General features: G+C 64.3%; 17 protein-coding genes and 1 other RNA gene. 11 read left to right on the forward strand and 7 right to left on the reverse strand.

Going from position 1 to position 18677, the window contains the following annotated elements; all coding sequences use genetic code 11:
• Positions 1-209 precede the first annotated feature (209 nt).
• The 8 genes from NMB96_RS00715 (at position 210) to NMB96_RS00750 (ending at position 4427) form a co-directional block, all read left to right on the forward strand.
• Entirely contained in the window at positions 210-431 is a 222-nt protein-coding gene (locus NMB96_RS00715; protein WP_043889867.1) for a TIGR02449 family protein, read from the forward strand.
• Positions 428-727: a cell division protein ZapA gene (locus NMB96_RS00720; RefSeq protein WP_006451377.1), complete on the forward strand. Its 300-nt coding sequence runs from the start codon at positions 428-430 to the stop codon at positions 725-727. The genes NMB96_RS00715 and NMB96_RS00720 overlap by 4 nt, the downstream gene beginning before the upstream one ends.
• Positions 728-822: 95 nt before the next feature.
• Positions 823-1007: non-coding RNA, 6S RNA (gene ssrS / locus NMB96_RS00725), on the forward strand.
• 81 nt (positions 1008-1088) lie between these two features.
• A complete protein-coding gene (locus NMB96_RS00730; protein ID WP_043889408.1) occupies positions 1089-1679 on the forward strand; it encodes a 5-formyltetrahydrofolate cyclo-ligase in 591 nt (196 codons plus the stop codon).
• Positions 1676-2146 carry an EVE domain-containing protein gene (locus tag NMB96_RS00735; protein WP_023904976.1) on the forward strand — a complete coding sequence of 157 codons (471 nt, stop codon included), beginning with the start codon at positions 1676-1678 and terminating at the stop codon, positions 2144-2146. Before NMB96_RS00730 ends, NMB96_RS00735 begins: the two co-directional genes overlap by 4 nt.
• 101 nt (positions 2147-2247) lie before the next feature.
• Entirely contained in the window at positions 2248-2895 is a 648-nt protein-coding gene (gene rpiA / locus NMB96_RS00740; RefSeq protein ID WP_023904977.1) for a ribose-5-phosphate isomerase RpiA, read from the forward strand.
• 160 nt (positions 2896-3055) lie between these two features.
• A complete protein-coding gene (locus NMB96_RS00745; protein WP_043889868.1) occupies positions 3056-3505 on the forward strand; it encodes a DUF192 domain-containing protein in 450 nt (149 codons plus the stop codon).
• Between the two features lie 40 nt (positions 3506-3545).
• Positions 3546-4427, forward strand: a complete 882-nt coding sequence (locus NMB96_RS00750; protein WP_023904979.1) for a SirB1 family protein — start codon at positions 3546-3548, stop codon at positions 4425-4427.
• 97 nt (positions 4428-4524) lie between these two features.
• On the opposite strand, the gene NMB96_RS00755 is transcribed toward NMB96_RS00750, so the two are convergent.
• Positions 4525-4764: a rubredoxin gene (locus tag NMB96_RS00755; RefSeq protein ID WP_023904980.1), complete on the reverse strand. Its 240-nt coding sequence runs from the start codon at positions 4762-4764 to the stop codon at positions 4525-4527.
• 23 nt (positions 4765-4787) lie between these two features.
• Here NMB96_RS00755 and thiE point away from each other — a divergent pair, with 23 nt between their 5' ends.
• Positions 4788-5411: a thiamine phosphate synthase gene (gene thiE / locus NMB96_RS00760; protein ID WP_043889409.1), complete on the forward strand. Its 624-nt coding sequence runs from the start codon at positions 4788-4790 to the stop codon at positions 5409-5411.
• A gap of 980 nt (positions 5412-6391) precedes the next feature.
• On the opposite strand, the gene NMB96_RS00765 is transcribed toward thiE, so the two are convergent.
• On the reverse strand, positions 6392-9571 hold the full coding sequence (locus NMB96_RS00765; protein WP_255085928.1) for a TonB-dependent receptor domain-containing protein: 3180 nt from the start codon (positions 9569-9571) through the stop codon (positions 6392-6394).
• 307 nt (positions 9572-9878) lie between these two features.
• On the opposite strand from NMB96_RS00765, the gene hemL reads away from it, so the two are divergent.
• Positions 9879-11168, forward strand: a complete 1290-nt coding sequence (gene hemL / locus NMB96_RS00770; RefSeq protein ID WP_255085929.1) for a glutamate-1-semialdehyde 2,1-aminomutase — start codon at positions 9879-9881, stop codon at positions 11166-11168.
• 250 nt (positions 11169-11418) lie between these two features.
• The gene (locus NMB96_RS00775) at positions 11419-14190 is read left to right on the forward strand and encodes a winged helix-turn-helix domain-containing protein (protein ID WP_255085931.1); all 2772 of its coding nucleotides are present in this window, start codon (positions 11419-11421) and stop codon (positions 14188-14190) included.
• 84 nt (positions 14191-14274) lie between these two features.
• Here NMB96_RS00775 and azu read toward each other — a convergent pair whose 3' ends face one another.
• From azu to NMB96_RS00800, 5 genes are all read right to left on the reverse strand, one after another.
• Positions 14275-14724, reverse strand: coding sequence for an azurin (gene azu, locus NMB96_RS00780; protein WP_255085933.1), 450 nt, complete (start codon positions 14722-14724; stop codon positions 14275-14277).
• 90 nt (positions 14725-14814) lie between these two features.
• Positions 14815-16017 (reverse strand): pyridoxal phosphate-dependent aminotransferase, encoded by a 1203-nt coding sequence (locus NMB96_RS00785; RefSeq protein ID WP_023904986.1) that lies wholly within the window; start codon positions 16015-16017, stop codon positions 14815-14817.
• Positions 16018-16047: 30 nt separating this feature from the next.
• Positions 16048-16551 (reverse strand): RidA family protein, encoded by a 504-nt coding sequence (locus tag NMB96_RS00790; RefSeq protein ID WP_023904987.1) that lies wholly within the window; start codon positions 16549-16551, stop codon positions 16048-16050.
• A gap of 28 nt (positions 16552-16579) precedes the next feature.
• Entirely contained in the window at positions 16580-17005 is a 426-nt protein-coding gene (locus NMB96_RS00795) for a c-type cytochrome (protein ID WP_023904988.1), read from the reverse strand.
• Positions 17002-18609: a flavin monoamine oxidase family protein gene (locus NMB96_RS00800; protein WP_043889412.1), complete on the reverse strand. Its 1608-nt coding sequence runs from the start codon at positions 18607-18609 to the stop codon at positions 17002-17004. The genes NMB96_RS00795 and NMB96_RS00800 overlap by 4 nt, the downstream gene beginning before the upstream one ends.
• Positions 18610-18677 lie beyond the last annotated feature (68 nt).

The following is an 18677-nucleotide window of genomic DNA, read 5'->3' on the forward strand; positions in this document are numbered from 1 at the left end:
TCCGGCACACCGGCCGGCGATCAGACTTCCCAGTGTATCAAGGCACCCCGCCCCGGCTGCTACTGCCGCGTTCCATGCAGCGTTCCACGCGCACGACGCCGGCTTAGCTCAGGTCAGCGACAGCCCTTGTCTGGATTGGCCTGACGGCGGGTGAGCGGGCCGTGATCGCGCGCTTGACCGCCGCGCGCACGCGCCCCTATCGTGAGCGCATGGACAACGCTGCCGCCCTCGCCCAACTCCGCGCACTTACCGCCCGCGTGGAGGCGTTGGTCGAGCGCACCCAACGGTTGACCGACGAGAACCGCAGCCTGCGTCATCAGCAGGAGCAGTTGATCGGCGAGCGTGCGCAGTTGTTGACCAAGAACGAACAGGCGCGCTCGCGCGTGGAAGCGATGATCGTGCGCTTGAAGTCACTGGAGCAACACACGTGAGCAACAACGAGCCGGTCAGCGTGCGTATTCTGGATCGTGAATACACGGTTGGCGTCACCGCAGACGAACGCGAGAGTCTCACTGCCGCGGCACGCCTGCTGGATCTGCGCATGCGCGAGATCCGCGGCAGCAATCGCATGGCGGCGGTGGATCGCGTTGCAGTTCTGGCTGCGCTCAATCTGGCGCACGAATTGCAGCAACTGCGCGAACAGCAAGCGCTCTACGAGCGTGAGTTGGCGAACACGCTGGACAACTTGAATCGTCGTCTCGACAGCGTGGCCGACACACCGCGTTGAGTGCAATTCGCACTGTCGTCGCAAATATGAATTTTCAATCGTGCCGACCGACGAATGGGCTAGCCAACGCGCAGCAGAGGTCTATACTTCACCTGCGTTCTCTGCTGTAAACGACAGCGTGCAAAACATTCGCCTTGTCCCTTAATTACGACCACGGGGGCGCGACGAAGCCGGGAGTGCAAGTCCGCCTTGTAGCGGGAAGCCCGATGGCCTCACAACGTCCCCACTTGAACCCCGGGTTCAAGGTCGTTTCGCCCGCATCGTTCATGGCGGAGAATGCAAATCTGAAACGGCGCCTTCGGGCGTCGTTTCTTTTTGTGTGTCTGAAACAATGCATCATCCCTTCCGCCATGAGACACCCATGACCGACGACCGAGATGCATTGCGCCAGCAGTTGCGTGCGCAGCGCCGCAGCCTGCCGGCGACGCAGCGATTGGCGGCCGCCGATGCGCTGGCCGAACGCTTGCTGGCGCTACCGTTCGCGCCGCAGACCGGTGCGGTGGCCGGGTACTGGGCGATGGATGGCGAAATCGCATTGCACCGCTGGCAACTGAGCCTGCCGGCCGGCGTGCGCTATTGCCTGCCGGTGCTGGACGGCCGCGTGCTGCGCTTCGCGCCGTGGCGGCCAGGCCAGGGCCTGGTCAGCAACCGCTACGGCATCCCCGAGCCGGACGTGGAGCGCGCCGAGCTGCTTGCACCCGAAGAGATGGCATTGGTGATCACGCCGCTGACCGGCTTCGATGCGCAGTGCCGGCGGCTAGGCATGGGAGGCGGCTGGTATGATCGCAGCTTCGCGTTTCGGCATCGCCAGGCGCCGCCGCCCTGGCTGGTCGGCGTCGGCTTCGCTGCGCAACAGGTTCCCGCCTTGCCCGCAGAATCGTGGGACGTGGCGGTGGATGCCGTCTGCACCGAACGCGCCATCTTCCTGAAAGACGACACCGTGTCCGTATGACTGCCCGCAAGCGCTATTGGTTGATGAAGTCCGAGCCGGACACGTTTTCCATCGATGATCTGGAGCGCGTCGGCACCGAGCCGTGGAACGGCGTGCGCAATTACCAGGCGCGTAATTTCATGCGCGACGGCATGCATGTGGGCGATGGGGTGTTTTTCTACCACTCCAACTGCAAGGTGCCGGGCATTGTCGGCATCGCCAAGGTCGCCAGCGCGGCGTACCCGGACGACACCCAGTTCGACCCCAAATCCGATTACCACGACCCCAAGGCCAGCCGCGAAGATCCGCGCTGGATGCTGGTGGACGTGGCCTTCGAGCGCAAACTCAAGCGCACGATTGCGCTGGACGAAATCAAGCAGCAGGCCGGTGCGCTGGGCGAAGGCTTCCCGCTGATCGCCCGCGGTAACCGCCTGTCGATCCTGCCGGTGACCGCCGCGCAGTGGAAATTGTTGCTGGCGATGGAGTAGCCGGGAGTAGAGATTCGGGATTTGAGATTTGCAAATCCCGGCTCAGCCCAGCCGCTCTCGCGATTCCCCAATCCCGATTCCCCAATCCCGAGCTCTCACCCATGTCCGAAGCAAAACGCCTGGCTGCCGAAAAAGCGATCGATTACGTGGAAGACGGCATGATCGTCGGCGTGGGCACCGGCTCGACGGTGGCCTACTTCATCGACGCACTGGGCCGCATCGGCCATCGCATCAAGGGGGCAGTGTCCAGCTCCGAGCAGAGCAGCGCGCAGCTCAAGCGCCACGGTATCGAGGTGCTGGATCTCAATCACACCGGCAACCTGTCGCTGTATGTGGACGGCGCCGACGAGTGCGACCCGAACCGCTGCCTGATCAAGGGCGGCGGCGCGGCGTTGACGCGCGAGAAGATCATCGCCGAGGCCAGCGAGCGCTTCATCTGCATCATCGACCCGAGCAAGCAGGTGCCGGTGCTGGGCACTTTCCCACTGCCGGTGGAAGTGATTCCGATGGCGCGCAGTTTGGTGGCCCGTCAGATCCTGGCGCTCACCGGTGGCCAGCCGGTGTGGCGCGATAACGTAATCACCGACAACGGCAATGTGGTGCTGGACGTGCACAACCTGCAGATCACCGACCCGGTGGCGCTGGAGCGCAGTTTGAACCAGATTCCTGGCGTGGTCTGCGTGGGCCTGTTCGCGCGTCGCCCGGCCGATGTGGTGATCGTCGGTGGCGAACCGCCGCGCGTGATCTAAGCGGTGACAAGCGCGCGTTCGCGCGCGCATTTCCGGCCTGCGGCGCGAAGCCACTGCGGGCCGGCCACCTATTGCACGCAATGACCGGCCCCACCACGCCGGCTTGACGCACGCGGCCGCTTGGCAGATGGTGCGCCATTCCCGTCCGTTGGTACGCCGCATGCGCCATGTTCGCTTTCTCGCCCTCGCCTGTCTGATCCTGCTCAGCGGCTGCGCCAGCGCCGGCAGCACGTGGGTGGAACTGGCCGGCACGCGCTACCAGGTGGAACTGGCGCAGAACGACGCCGATCGCGCAAAGGGCCTGATGTTCCGCGATGCCATGGCCGACGATCACGGCATGCTGTTCATTCACGACCGTCAGGAACCGCTGGTGTACTGGATGAAGAACACCAAGATCGCGCTGGATATCCTGTATTTCGACAACCAGCGCCGGCTGGTATCGCAGCAGCGCGACGTGCCGCCCTGCTCGGCCGGCGATGCCTGCCCGCCCTACCCCAGCAAGCAGCCCGCCCGTTACGTGCTGGAGCTCAATGCCGGCCAGGCCGCCAAGCTCAATCTGCAGGACGGCGCCACGCTGAACGTCAGCCCGGACATCCCGAAGCTCAAGTAAATCTCACCCCACAGGCCATTCCTGTCAGGAAGCACCGGACTTGAACCACGCGCCGCTTGCCGACACTCTTGGCAGCATGGTCGACATGCTCCCACTTCCCCATTGGACCGCGCTCGCCAGCCTGGACGACGACGCAGTGCCGTTGATGTCCACCGCGCTGCTGATCGCGCGCGACGAGTATCCGCAGCTGGATGCCGAGCTGTACGACACGCTGGTGCAAAGCCACGTCGAGCACCTGCGCCGCGAGGTAGAGGCGATCGATCTGTGGCCGCTGAAGATGGCCGCCGTGAATCGCTATCTGTTCGACGAGCTGGGGTACTCGGGCAATCACGACGAGTATTACGACCCGCGCAACAGCTACCTCAATCAGGTCTTCGAGCGCCGCCTGGGCAACCCGATCTCGCTGGCGATGGTGCAGATCGAAGTCGCGCGCCGGCTGGGCATTCCGCTGGCGGGGGTGTCGTTTCCCGGGCATTTCTTGGTGCGTTTGCCGGTGGACGACGGTGTGCTGGTCATGGACCCGTTCAACGGCGGTCGCCCGCTGGGTGTGGACGAGTTGCGCGAGCGTGCGCGTCCGCATCTGGGTGGCGAGGTTCCCGACGACCGCGCCCTGGCGCAGATTCTCGACCCGGCGCCGCACCGCGCGATCCTGATCCGCATCCTGCGCAATCTGCACGGTGTGTACGCCGATGCCGAGCACTGGGACCGTGCCGCCCGTAGCGCAGATCGCATATTGAAGTTGGTGCCGGATCAGCCAGAAGCGCTGCGCGACCGCGGCATGGCCTATCTGCATCTGGGCCACCGCAACGGCGCCCGCCACGATCTGTCGCGCTATCTGGTGCTCAATCCCGGTGCGCAGGATGCGGGCAATCTGCATGAGCATCTGGTCGAGCTGAACGGTCAGCGCGCGCACGCGCACTGAAATCACTGCCAACTGCGCGTTCGTCGGCGTCGCGCGAGCGGGCGCAGGCGAGGTTCTGGCGCGAAAAACGCAGTCACTCAACTGCGCTGCAAGCGCCTCAGCCGATCTCGATCATCTCGAAGTCGTCCTTGGTCACGCCGCAATCGGGGCAGGTCCAGGTCTCCGGGACGTCTTGCCAGCTGGTGCCCGGGGCAATGCCTTCTTCGGGGATGCCGTCAGCCTCGTGGTAGAGAAACCCGCAGACGACGCACATCCAGGTGCGGTAGGTGGTCGTGGATGTCTCGCTCATCGGATAATCGCGGTCACGCAACGGTGGGACTGCATTGTCCCATCCCACCCACCGCTTCCGGAAGCGCTGCCATGCCCGACCTGCACAACGCCCGCGGCGTCTACCTGATCACTCCAGACGAGCCCGACACTGCGCGCCTGCTCGCGCGCACGCGGCCGCTGCTGCCTGCCGTCACCTGGCTGCAGTACCGCAACAAGCAGGCCACCACACCGCTACGATTGGAACAGGCCAGCGCGCTGCGCGAGGCCTGCGCTGCGCACGGTGTGCCGTTGATCATCAACGACGATGCGCAGTTGGCGTTACAGGTGGGCGCGCAGGGCGTGCATCTGGGCGAAGACGATGGCGAGGTGTCAGCGGCACGCGCGTTGTTGGGCGCACAAGCCATCATCGGGGTGTCGTGCTACGACGAGATCGCGCGTGCGCAGGCGGCGGTGGCGGCCGGTGCGAGCTATGTGGCCTTCGGTGCGTTCTTCCCGACCACGACCAAGGTGACGACACGTCGCGCCTCGCCTGCGCTGTTGCAGCAGGCCGCTGCGCTGGGAGTGCCACGCGTGGCGATCGGCGGCATCGCGGCTGCGCAGGTGCCGGAGTTGGTATCAGCAGGCGCCGAGTTGATTGCGGTGGTTAGTGGCGTGTACGCCGCGCCGGATCCGGTCGCAGCAGTGCAGGCATATCGGGCCGGGTTTGCGCAGTAGCGCTGCTGGCAGACGACAGAGTTGCCGGCGACACGTGCTGTCCAAGACGCAAGACCATCAGGATTTCGAGTCGTAGCGATGTTTGATGCAGTCGCAAGCTCAGGTCAAAAGCTTGTTTGGTCGAGGGCGCGGTGCCCTCACCGCTCGCGGGACACGCCGTGAATCCGTCCCTGGAGGCTCGGTGGCGGCATCCATGCCGCCACACGGTCCCGCAATCGGTGAGGACACCGCACCAGAGAGTTTCCTGGCTGCTTTGTTAAAAGCCATGCGCACCGACCAACTCGACTGGTCCTTGCCCGCCCACCGTCGCGGGACCTTACGCGGCATGGATGCCGCGTAAGAGCTTACAAGGACGTACTTGCAGCGTGTCCCGCGATGGTGGGCGGGTAAGGACCCTGCAGCAAACGCAAAGAACTCAAGTGCGCGCTGCTCTCGCCCCTCGGGGGACACGCCGTGACCCCGTCCCTGGGGGCTCAATGGCGGCATCTTTGCAGCCAACGGTCCCGCAATCGGCGAGGAAACCGCACCAGACAGTTTGCTGGTTGCTTGAAAACATGCACACCGACCATCTCGACTGGCCCTTGCCCGCCTACCGTCGCGGGACCTTACGCGGCATGGATGCCGCATAAGAGCCCTACACGGACGTACTTGCGGCGTGTCCCGCGACGGTGGGCGGGCAAGGGCCCTGCAGCAAAGCCGCATATCAGCCGCTCTACACCTGATCTATCCGCATCGTCCACCCCACTCAAGACAACCGAGTGATCGAGTCGTCGCATCGGATAGATGCAGGCAAAAGCTCAGTGGGCCGAGGGCGCGCTGCCCTCGCTGCACCAGAGCGTTGGCCGTGATCCGGTAAAAAGTCGCGCGGGTCGCGCGCCTTATTCAGACGATTGAAGCTGGTTAGAGCCCGATCACCCAAAAAAGCAGCGACGCGTGCCATCACGCGTCGCTGCCGGTTTTGACTCCATCGCCCAACGCGATTAGAAGTCGTAGCTCAGCGTCACCCGGCCCGAGCGCGGTGCCTGATAGGCGACGACCTGATCCCATAGCGGGTTAGTGGTGTTGTCGGGCAGCTGCGAGAACGGGTAGATGTTGGTTGCCGTCTGCTCGTTGGTGATGTTGAACACGTCGAAGCGCAGTGCCAGCTTGCCGGCGGCGAATGCCGGCTTGTAGGTCACCCCCATGTCGAGCTGCGCGATCCAGCCAAGACGCCCCTGCGAACCCGGAGGCGATGCCACGCCGGTACCGGTTTCCGGGTTGTAGCAGTAGTGGTACGGCCCGCCGGTGATCGCGCTGCCACCGTAGCCGGCCGGATCCGTGCCGGGGTAGTTGTCGCCGTAGTAGTTGCCCAGGCAGTTATGCGGCGCGCCCGAAATCAGGCTGAAGTTGGCCGACGCGCCCCATTGCGGATTGAACTGGTAGAAGCCGAACAACTTGAGCTGATGGCGGTGATCGTTGGATTGATCGCCGTTGAAGTGTTCCATCAGCGCCGCATGATCCCAGCTCTGCGTGGTGGAGACCGACGCCTGGCCCTGATAGCTGCCGAGTGCTCCGCCGGTGCGCCACAGATCCGAACGTACCTGACCTTCGGTGGTTCCGTAGCTATGCGACCAGACGTAGTTGACCTTGGCGTACCACTTGCCGTCGAACGGACGCTCCAGGTTGAATTCGACTGCCGAGTAATTGCGCTTGAACTTCGGGAAACCCGCCGCCTCGCGGCTTACCGCCACTTCATGGAACTGGCCATCGGTGCCGATCACGCCCCAGGTGTTGGTCTGGCCGGGATTGATCAGCGATGCACCGGCAACCTGCGAGAAGTCGATGGTCACGCCCTGCGCGGCGGCGGCAGCGATCAACGCAGTGTTGGAGACGTCGTAGTTCTGATCGTCGATACCCGCATTGAGGCGGCGATGCGTGCCGCGCACGCCCAGCACCCAGCCCGTATCCAGCTGCTTGGTGAAACCAAGGATGATCTCGTCCTGGTTCTCGCCTTCGATGTCCTTGACCACCGCGGTACGTACATCGGCGATGCGACCGAAGCGCGAGTTGGCCGACACGGCCGAACCCAGCTGCTGCGCAAGAATCGGCGTGCCGTCGGCGTTGATGCCGCTGTAGGTGAAATAGGTATCTGTGGTGATCTGAGGTGTGAACAGACCTACTGCCGACAGCGGCAGGCCGAGATAATAACGGCCGATGTTGCCGAACACCTTCAGGCTGGAATCGCCGTTGACGTCCCAGCTGAAGCCCAAGCGCGGCGCCCAGGCATTGTCCACTTCGATGTAGGGGTCGCCGGACGGGGTGTAGTTGGTGAACTCGTCCTTGCGCAGACCGATGCTCAGCAACACGTTGTCGGTGACCTGCCACTTGTCTTCGATGTAATAGGCGCGTTGCTTGGCCTCGTACGAATACAGGCTGGTATTGATGTTGCGCACCACGTAATAACCGCTCGATCCGTTGACCGGATCGACCAGGCCCGGGCTCGGCGCACCGATGCCGCCAGCTTCGTTGGCAGACTGGCTGACCAGTCCGCCCGTCCCTACACCGTTAGGATCATCGGTCTGGCCGTAAGTCCACGAGTATCCAGGGCCACGTAATTGGGAACCAACATCGATACCCTCGGACTTCTGGTTGTCGATACCGAAGTTGAGCGTGTGGTGACCGATGCGCCACTCAAGGTTCAGACGCTGATTGTCCTTCTTGTAGGCACGGTCAGGCGACGTGATCGCCGTATTTACCGGCTGCCGTCCTTCTATGGGAGTACCGCCCGTGTAGGCAGGATTTTGCAATGCGGTGCTGTCGATGAACGGGCCATCCTCAGCGTTGTAGTTGTACTGAGTCAGCTCGTCAGGCGTTTTCATCTTGCCGTACAGCGCGGTCACGGTGAGGTTGTCGCTGAGATAGCCGGTGTACTTGCCGGTGAACAGGGTCGGGCCGGTCTTCCAGGTCGCGTCGTTAGTGATATAGCTGCCACGCTCACGTGCCAGGTAATCGTAGCGGTAGATGGAGCCGTTGGTTTCGGCCTCGTCGCTGGCGCCGGTCACCTCGATCAGATGATTGTCGGTGATGTTCCAGTCCACCTTGGCGTACCAGCGCTTCTGCTTGTAGTCGTAGTCGGTGAGGCCACCGGTACGGCCGTTGTCGGTGTCGCGATTGGTGCCGACGCGCACGCCGTCCGAATCCACCTGCTCTGCTGCCAGGAAGAAGAATAGCTTGTCCTGGATGATCGGCCCGCCGACATAGGCGCTGTAGGTGGTCTGGTTGGCTTCGGCCTCGCTGGCCGGCTGGTACAGGCCGTTGGCTGCGCGCGCATAGCGATAGGCGGCGTTGTTGACGGTGCTGGCCTGCGCATCCGGGCGCCAGTAGATGTCGCGCTGATTGGCGCGCAGGCCGTTCGGCTCCCAGATCACCGCTGCGCCGAACTTCCACTCGTTGGTACCGCGCTTGCCGATCTGGTTGATCACGCCGCCGTTGGCGCGGCCGTATTGCGCGCCGTAGCCGCCGGTGAAGATTTCCTGCTGGTCGATGGCGCCGTACGGAAGGGTCAGACCGCCAAGATTGTTGCTGATGGTGGTGGTGTTGAAGCCATTGAGGTAATAGGCGTTTTCGCTGGCGGCCGAGCCGCCGAAGCTGGGCAGCGAACCGCCCAGCGGGCCGTTGTCGAAGCCACCGCTGTTGACCACCACGCCCGGCGCCAGCAAGGCGATGGCTTCGGCAGTGCGGCCCAGCGGCAGTTGCTGCAGCTGCTCGGCGGTGACCACGGTGCGCGTGTCCACGCTGCTGACGTCGATGGTGGTCAGGCCCGCGGCGGTGACGGTGACGCTATCCAGGGTCTGCATCCCGCTCCCCGCAGCGGCGGCGAACGACACATCGGTGTTGGCGCCAACGGTGATCGCGACGTTTTCGCGGGTTTCCACCGCTGTGCCATCGCGCTTGACCGTGACCTTGTAGGTACCCAGCGGCAGATTGCCGGCGGTGTAACGGCCGCGCGCATCTACCGGCACCTCGCGGGTAAAACCGCTGTTGTTTTCCACCAGCACGCTGGTGCCGCTGCTCTGCCCCACGCTGCCGACGATGCTGCCGCTGGTGGACTGCGCGTGGACGCTCCCCATCGCCACGACCAGCGCCAACGCCAAGGCACGCTTCTGGATACTACGGTTCATGCTTTCTCCCCAAGTCTGGAACTGTCGGCAACGCGACAAAAATGAACGGCGCCAATGGCTACCGGAATCACACTTTCTGAACATCCGGATCGAAGCGCCAATGACCACCCGCCATCAGCTCATGCCCCAAACCATCGATACCGTCCCGTTCGATCATAGGCAGCTGCGTTGCCCTACCCGCCTGCTCCGACGGGTAGGCAGGCACACGGTGGGTAGGCGGATAGGGGCCGCAAGCCTGACAATGGCGCGTGCGCTGCCCGTGGTTGGGCAGCGCCGCCCCATCGGCATCACTCAAGGATCTACGCGCATGAACCACTCCCGCTCCCACGCCCTGTTCGCCCAGGCGCAGACCCTGCTGCCCGGCGGCGTCAACTCACCGGTGCGGGCGTTCAAGTCGGTGGGCGGCGAGCCGTTCTTCGTGGCGCGCGCCGATGGCCCGTATCTGTATGACGTGGACGACAACCGCTACATCGACTACGTGGGCTCGTGGGGGCCGATGATCGCCGGCCACAATCACCCGGCGGTGCGCGAGGCGGTGGAGCGTGCGATCCGCGATGGGCTGTCGTTCGGTGCGCCGTGTGCGGCCGAAGTGACCATGGCCGAGACGATCAATCGACTGGTGCCCTCCTGCGAAATGGTGCGCATGGTCAATTCCGGCACCGAAGCCACGCTGTCGGCGGTGCGCCTGGCGCGCGGCGCCACCGGGCGCAATCGCATCGTCAAGTTCGAAGGCTGTTACCACGGCCACGGCGACTCGTTCCTGGTCAAGGCCGGCAGCGGCATGCTCACTCTGGGCGTGCCGACCTCGCCCGGCGTGCCGCCCGGCCTGAGCGAGCTGACCGCCACCCTCACCTTCAACGACTTCGAAGGCGCCACGGCGCTGTTCGACGAGATCGGCGCCGATGTGGCGGCGGTGATCATCGAACCGGTGGTGGGCAACGCCAACTGCATTCCGCCGCAGGCCGGTTATCTGCAGCACCTGCGCACGCTGTGCACGCGGCACGGCGCGCTGCTGATCTTCGACGAAGTGATGACCGGGTTCCGCGTCGCGCTCGGTGGCGCGCAGGCGCATTACGGGGTGACCCCGGACCTGAGCACCTTCGGCAAGATCATTGGCGGCGGCATGCCGGTGGGCGCATACGGCGGCCGGCGCGACTTGATGGAGCAGATCGCACCTTCCGGCCCGATCTACCAGGCCGGCACCTTGTCGGGCAATCCGGTGGCGATGGCGGCGGGCCTGGCGATGCTGGAGCTGGTGCAGGAGCCGGGCTTCCACGCACGTCTGAGCGCGCAGACCAGCGCGCTGTGCGAAGGCCTGGAAGATGCCGCCCACGCGGCCGGCATCGCGGTCACCACCAATCAGGTCGGCGGCATGTTCGGGCTGTTCTTCACCGACGAGATCGTGGAGAGCTACGCGCAAGCCACCGCCTGCGATATCACCACCTTCAACCGTTTCTTCCACGCGATGCTGCAGCGGGGCGTGTATCTGGCGCCGTCGGCGTACGAGGCCGGCTTCATGTCCAGCGCGCACGACGCTGCGGTGATCGAAGCCACGCTTGCAGCGGCACGCGAGGCATTTGCGGAAGTGGCGCGCTGAGGCGCATTCATGCGGGTCGCTGCTGGATGTGATTTTGCGCAGCGACCACCGCAAACTTTGCTTTTGTCTTGTGGCTGTCATACCTTTCTGAAAGGTGTCCACGGACGGGCATGGGTGGGGACCCTCGAAGCAGCGGATGTGTCGTCGTCGCCGGTCACGGTGACGGCTAGTGCGTCGCCGCTGTTTCATCACGATCTGCAGTGCGTCGAGTCGGCGCGCTGCCGACGCTTGCCACGGCCGCCCTCGCCTCATGCTCAAGCCTGTTGCGTTGCTTACTCCGCGCCCGTCACCGTCGCGCGATTCCGTTCTTCCCGATTGGCTGCTTGCCAGCAAGCTGGAGCCGCCGCTGTCGCGCCCTGGTGCGGTGGTGCGTGGCGCGTTACTGGCTGCGCTGGATCAGGCACACGCCCGCCCGCTCACGCTGTTGCTGGCACCGCCAGGGTTTGGCAAGACCACCCTGCTGACGCAGTGGCATGCGCAGCTGTGCGGGCGCGATCACGCCGCTGTGGCGTGGCTGTCGCTGGATGAAGAAGACGCCGACCCCGCGCGCTTCCTCGGCCATCTGGCCTTGGCGCTGCAGAGCGCAGGGGCGGATCAGGCACTGTGCGCAGCGGTGCTGCATAACCGCGATCAGGACCCGCGCGAGGCGGTGACGGTGCTGATCCGCGCGCTGCGCGCCGCGCCACGGCGCATCAGCGTGATTCTCGACGACTACGACCGGCTCGGCAGCGGCATCGTCGACGAGCTGGTGTTGCGCCTGGTCGAACACAGCGGCGGACGTCTGCACCTGTTGCTGGCTACCCGACGCATACCGGCGCTGCCATTGGCGCGCTTGGATCTGCAGGCGCTGCTCAGCCGCGTGGGCAGCGCGCAACTGGCGCTGGACGAGCGCGAAGCGCAGGCATTGCTGGGGGCGCAGGTTCCCGCGCCGGTCGTGGAAGAATTGCTGCGTTACACCGAAGGCTGGCCGGTGGCGCTGCATCTGGCGCGACTGTGGCTGGAAGGCGGCGCGCAACGTCAGCAGGAAGTAGCCGCGCGTTTCTCCGGGCGCAGCGCGCAGATCGCCGCGTACCTGGCCGAGCAGGTGGTCAACGATCTGGATGCCGACACGCGCGATCTGTTGTTGCGCACCAGTGTGCTGGAGCGCGTCAACGCCGCGCTGGCCGATGCGGTGCGCCAGCGCGATGACAGCGGCCGGCTGCTGGCGCGGCTGGAACATTTCCACGGCCTGCTGGTGCCCATGGATGGCGAGCGCGAGTGGTTTCGCTATCACCCGTTGTTCGCCGACTTTTTGCAGCAGCTGCTCGATCGCGAGCATCCCGGCCAGGCCATGCAACTGCATCAACGCGCCGCGCGCTGGTTCGGCGATCATCAGTATCTGGCCGAAGCGGTGCGGCACGCATCGCGCGGCGATTGCGGCGACCTGGCGGCCAGCTACATCGCGCGCGCCGGCACCTGGCAATTGTTGCTGACCCACGGCACGCATGCAGTGCGCGCGCTGCTGCGTCACTTCGAACACCGCACCATCCGCGACACCCCGGCGCTGAATCTCACTCAAGCGCATCTGCATGCGAAGCTTGGCGAATTCAGCCACGCGCGGTTGTTGCTGGAACGTTTCCGCGACTTTCCCGCTGCACTGCGTGAGCCCTTGCAGCGCGATTACACCGTGGTGGTGGCGGCACTGCGCGATCGCCTCGATGAGATCTGCGGCAATCCGCATGGCCTGACCCAGATCGCCGCACAAGCCTCCGCGCTGGACGAAGACGACCATCTCGGACGCGGCATGCTGCTGTGCATCTGTGCCACCACCGCCATTGCGCAAGGCGCCTTTGTACTAGCCGAACGCTACGCCTTGAATGCACGCGATGCGATGCAGCGTGGCGGCAGCGAACTGGGTGCGAGCCAGGCGCTGTTGTCGTTGGGCCAGAGTTTTTTCTATCGCGGTCGCCTCAGCGACGCCGAGGCCTGTTACCAACAGGCACTGAGTGGCTGCGCACGCACGCCGCAACTGGATCGCGTGCTGGAAGCAACCGCAAACTGCCTGCTGGCGCAACTGCATTACGAACGCGGGCATCACGACGATGCGGCCGATCTGCTGCATCCGGCGCTGGAATTGCTGGAGCAACACGACGGCGGAATGGATGTGCTGGCGGCCGCTTACGACACCGCACTGGGATTGGAGCGCGTGCGCGATCACAGCGGGCGCAGTGCCTTGGCGCTGCTCGAGCACATCGAACAGATCGCGCATGGGCGCAAGCTGATGCGGCTATCGGAACTGGCCGCAGCCTGGCGCCTGATGCTGTTGCTGGAGCATCCAGGCAATGCCGCCATCGACGTCCTGATCGCGCGCACCGGCGGTGAATCCGGATTGGCGCATACCCTGCGCTCGGCGCACCGTTGGCGCGACCGCGCGGCGATGGGCTTTGCGCTGGCACGCTGGCATCGCCTGGCCGGCCGCAGCAGCGCGGCGCTGACCATCCTGGGCCAGATCGAACACGCCTGCCTCGCCAACGACAACCTGTGTCATCTCGCCCGCACCCGTGCGCGCATCGCCCTGGTGCTGCAGCAGCGCGGCGAACTGGTCGCCGCCCTGCCGCATCTGTACAGCGCGCTGGATCATGTGGCGCTGACGCAAAGCTGGCAGGCGATCGTCGAACTCGGCCTGCCGGCAAAGGCGATGCTGCGCTCGCTGCGTCAACACGACCCGCATACCGTTGGCGGCACCACGCGTGCGCTCACCATTCAAGCCTTGCTCGAACGCCTCAGTGGCGACGAAGACCCGGCCGGCGATATTTTCAGCGAACGCGAACTGGAAGTGCTGGCACAACTGGCGCGTGGTTATTCCAACAAACAGATCGCACGCTGTTTGCACCTCTCAGAAAACACCGTCAAGTTCCATTTGAAAAACCTCTATCGCAAGCTCGACGCGCGTAGTCGCGAAAGCGCCTTGGCGCAGGCCTTGCAGCGCGGATTATTGCGGGCGGCCGATCCGCATACTGGCTCGGATGCGGCACCGAACTGATCCGAGCGCGCGTATCACTGCCTGCGCTGCACGCGCATCTGCGCGCATTGCGACATCGCCTGTCAGGCGATGTCGCAGACCCCATCAGCCAAAACTCAGCGTGCCTTTCATCATTGCCCAATGACCCGGGAATGAGCAGAAAAAGGTGTAGTCGCCGCCCTTGCTCAACTTGCTGGTCGCAAAGCTCACCGTGGTGCTGTCGCCGCCGCCGATGACCTTGGTATGCGCGATCACGCGGGGGTCGGCTTTGGGTAGATAGCTGTCGGCGATGCTGGAGCGTACGCCGGCATTGGCGACGGCTTGAAAATCGGTAGCCTTGGTCAACACCCAGTTGTGGCCCATCACTGTGGCGGCCATCTTGCCGGAGTGCTTGAGGGTGAGGTCCACCTGCGTGCAGTCGGGCGCCAGCTTGATCGCGTTCTGGTCGAACTTCATCTGATCGTTGCCAGTGATGGTCACCGCGCAAGTACGCGCCCATGCCGAAGGTGCCAGCAGCACCAGTCCAAGCACCGCAATCGTCGAAAACAGCTTCAAAGGAACACTCCTGCGATAAAGATGCGCGACACCCAGCGCGCCTGGTCACCCCAACGCGTTCGCATGCGCCGGTGTGACCAGAGTAACGCCTCATGCGTACCGGAAAAAAGCATCCATCGGATCCTGCACATCGGCGGTGGCTTCCGTCAGCGGCAATGGGCCGCGCTTGCCGGCCATCACCTGCACGAACGCCTGCTTGAAGCGTGCCATCTCCGCTTCGGTGCCAATCGTGATCCGCGACCAGGTCGGCCACACCGGCCAGCTGCGGCCGATGAACACGCCATGGGTGGCCATGTCGTCCTTGAAGCCGGCAGCCGGGCGCTTCACATCGACCATGAAGCAGTTGCTCTCCGATGCGGTGCAGGCGTAGCCCTGCTTGGCGAGAAACGCCATCACATCCTTGCGCGTGGCCGCCGTGCGTGCGCGGCGCTGCGGCACCAATGCCGGATCACGCAGGCTGGCCAGGCCTGCAGCAGCGGCAGTCACCGGCAGGCTGTTGACGCTGTAGAACATCAGCTTGGCCAGCAGGTCCGGGCGTGCAGCTGCATAGCCCAGGCGAATGCCGGCCATGCCGTAAAGTTTGGAGAAGGTGCGCAACACCACCACGTCTTCGCCTGCGGCGACCATGTCGACCACGCTGCTGGTGCTGTTCGCAAAGTGGATGTAGGCCTCGTCCACCACCAGCACGCTGCCCTTGGGCTTGTGCGCCAGTGCGTAATCCAGATCCTTGCGCGCAGTCACCGAGCCAGTGGGGTTGTTGGGATTGCAGATGTAGATCACGCCCGGGCTGGCGTCGGCGGCGCACATCGCCTGCACGTCGTGCGAGAAGTCCTTGCGCAACGGCACCTTGATCAGATTGGCGCCATTGCGGGTGGCGGCGCGCCAACCGGATTCGTAGGTGGGATCTGCGGTGACGAGCGCGGCGCTGGGCGAGGTGAACGCCAGCATCGTGTAGTCCAGCGGCTCGGTGGAACCGGCGTAGGCCATCAGGTGATCGACCGGCAGCTTGAGCTCGGCGGCCAAGGTATTCATCAGTTCCATCTGCACATCGCGCAGGTAGCGTCCACCTTGCGGTGCGATCTGCGCAATGGCTCTCACCGCTGCCGCCGACGGGCCATCCGGGAATTCATTGGAGCCGATCATCACCGGCGACAACGCGCTCGCCGGTGTCGGCACGATGGCGGCGGAGCGTTCGGCGGCGCTGGCCAACAGCGGCAGCGCACTTGCGCCTGCAGCGCCGGCAAACAGCGCGGAGTCACGTAGAAACGTGCGGCGCGAAAGAGCAGTTTTCATGACAACCTCCAACAAAATGGCAATGCGGATTCAAGGACGAACGGCGACCACTTCGATTTCCACCCGATACAGCGGATTGCCTAGCGCGGCGATCTGGAATGCCGAGCGCGCCGGCAGATTGGGCTGCTCCTTGGTGCCGAAGAACTGGCGGTAGCCTTCCATGAAACCGTTGAAATCCATCTTGCCGCCCATCGCTGGATCGCCGACCAGAAACACCTGCATCTTCACCACATCGCCCATGCCCAAGCCCAGCGCTGCGAGTTGCTGCTTGATCTGATTCAACACGCTGACCGTCTGCGCCTTGGTGTCGCCATACGCAGCGGCCGAGTCTTTCGGCGCGCTGGTGTCCACCACGGCCGGCACCTTGCCGCTGACGTAGACGGTGGCCTTGCCGGCGGGAATTTCCACTGCGGCAGCGATGGGGAAATCGCTATTGGGAATCTTGTGGCGGATCACCTCTGCAGCATGCGCGGCGGTGAGACCTGCGGACCACAGCATGGCGGCGGTGAGAACGGCGGTCACTGGACGGAACATGGCAACTCCTTGCATGAGAAAGAAAGAATCAATGGCGCAGCAATTTGACGTCGTCGGCGGTGACGACCTCGGCGTGATCGTTGCCGAAGTGGGTGCGCACATAGCTCACCACTTCGGCCACCTGGCGGTCGTTGAGCATCTCACCGAAACCGGGCATGCCGGCGTGGCCGTCGAGCACCATCATGGTGACGTAGGGGCCGGCGGCGAGCTTGGGATTGCCTGCAAGCGCGGGATACTCGCCGGCACCTTGCGCGCCGCGCCCGGCCGGCATATGGCAGCCCTGGCAGATCGCCTGATAGACATCCTGGCCGGATGCCTTGGCAAACCCTTGTTGCGGAAACAACTGCGTGGCATCGGAACTCTGCGCCTGCGCGTTGTACGCGCCCGGTGGCAGCAGCAATGCAGCCATCGCAACGGCGAACGTGGCAGCGGCCAAGCGTGACAACAGGCTCATGCGCGCCCTCCTCCGGCCAGCACTTTGCGATGCAGACGGCCCACGACATCGTGCGCGGACAAGATCGCACCTTCCTGCCAGGCCGGAATATAGGACACGTGCTCACCGGCCAGCGCCAGGCGCCCGTCGATCTGGCACAACGGCGTGTAGTGCTCGGCACGCGCCTGCTCGCTCCACATGCCGAAACAGCCATGCGTGAACGGCACGCGGTGCCAACCGACCGAAATGCCGTTCTCGAATTCGCGTGGATATTGCGGATGCAATTGCGTGCCGTATTCGACCGCCTTGCGCACGCGCTGCTCCGGGGTCATCGAGGTGAACTGGTAAGCGTCCAATCCCCACACATAGGCGCCGAGCAGCACGCCCTTGCCTGGGCTGTGATAGTTGGTGCTGGGGTAGCTGATCAAGGTGATCGGCAGATCGGTGTAGCTGATGCCGCCGTAGATGGCTTCGTCCTCTTCCCAGAAGCGGCGCTTGAATTGCAGGCCCACTTTCACCGATGCCGCATACGGCACCTGGCCGATCGCGGTGGCCATTGCGTCGCTGGCGGTGACTGGAATCCGGCTGAGCACCGATAACGGAATCGTGCAGATGCACCAATCGGCACTGGCAATGCGTTCTTCACCACCGTGCGCGGCATCCTGCCAGGACACGCGCACGCCGCTGCCGTCCTGATCGATCTTGGTGACCTTGGCGTTGTAGGTGATGGCATCGCCGAGCTGGCCCGCGAATGCCTTGCCGATCTGGTCCATGCCCCCCACCGGCTGAAACATGGTGGTCTGCATTTCGTAGTTGTTGCCGGCCGCCAGCGTGGTCCACAGGCGCGAGCGCAGCACATCCTGCACGCTGAAAGGATCGGAGAATTCCGGCTTGCCGGACAGACCGCCGCCGGGATAACGCGCAAAGCCGCGGCGCTCGCTGCTGTCCTTGCCTTTGACGTAGCCGAACTTGTGATCCAGCGCGCCCCAGGTGCGCAAGGATTCCAGCAACACTTCCTGGTCTTCGCGGCTCACGCTCTTGTCCAGGGCCTGCTGCTGCGTGCACTTGGCCAGCAGCTCGGACACGTGGCCTTTGTAATCGGCATCGATTGCGCGAAAGCGCTGCGGTTTGCCGCCAAAGCCCTTTTCGCTATGCAGCAGCGCGTTGTAGTTGACCTGATTAAAGGCTTCCAGCGCCACGCCGAATTGCTTGCAGTAACTCAGCACCGCCTTGTGGTGATGCGGAATGCGCCACGGCCCGGGATTGAGATACAGCCCCTGGTCGAACTGGCAGTGCTGCGTTGCCCCGCCCAGTTCGGTGTAACGGTCGCCGCCACGCAGCGTCCAATTGCGGCCGCCGGGGCGGTCGTTGTATTCCAGCAACTGCACGCGATACCCGGCCTTGCGCAGTTCGAAGGCCGCCGCCATGCCGGCCAGCCCCGCGCCCAGAATCAGCACGGAGGCGCCCTTCGGGTCGCCATCCAGTTGCAGCGGCCCTTTGAAATTTGATTCGGCTGCCATGCCCAGGCTGCTCATCGCCTGATACATCATCGCGCCGCCAGCGGTCATGCCGATACGCGCCAGCAATTGCCGCCGCGTCATCGCCCCAGAGTGGTTGCCTTGCATCAACGCGTAGTCCTTGCATGTCATGGATCAAGTACGACCGACAAAAAACAGTGGCGCGGCCGGCAGCG

This window comes from Xanthomonas hortorum (assembly GCF_024339125.1).
GTDB classification, from domain to species: domain Bacteria; phylum Pseudomonadota; class Gammaproteobacteria; order Xanthomonadales; family Xanthomonadaceae; genus Xanthomonas; species Xanthomonas hortorum.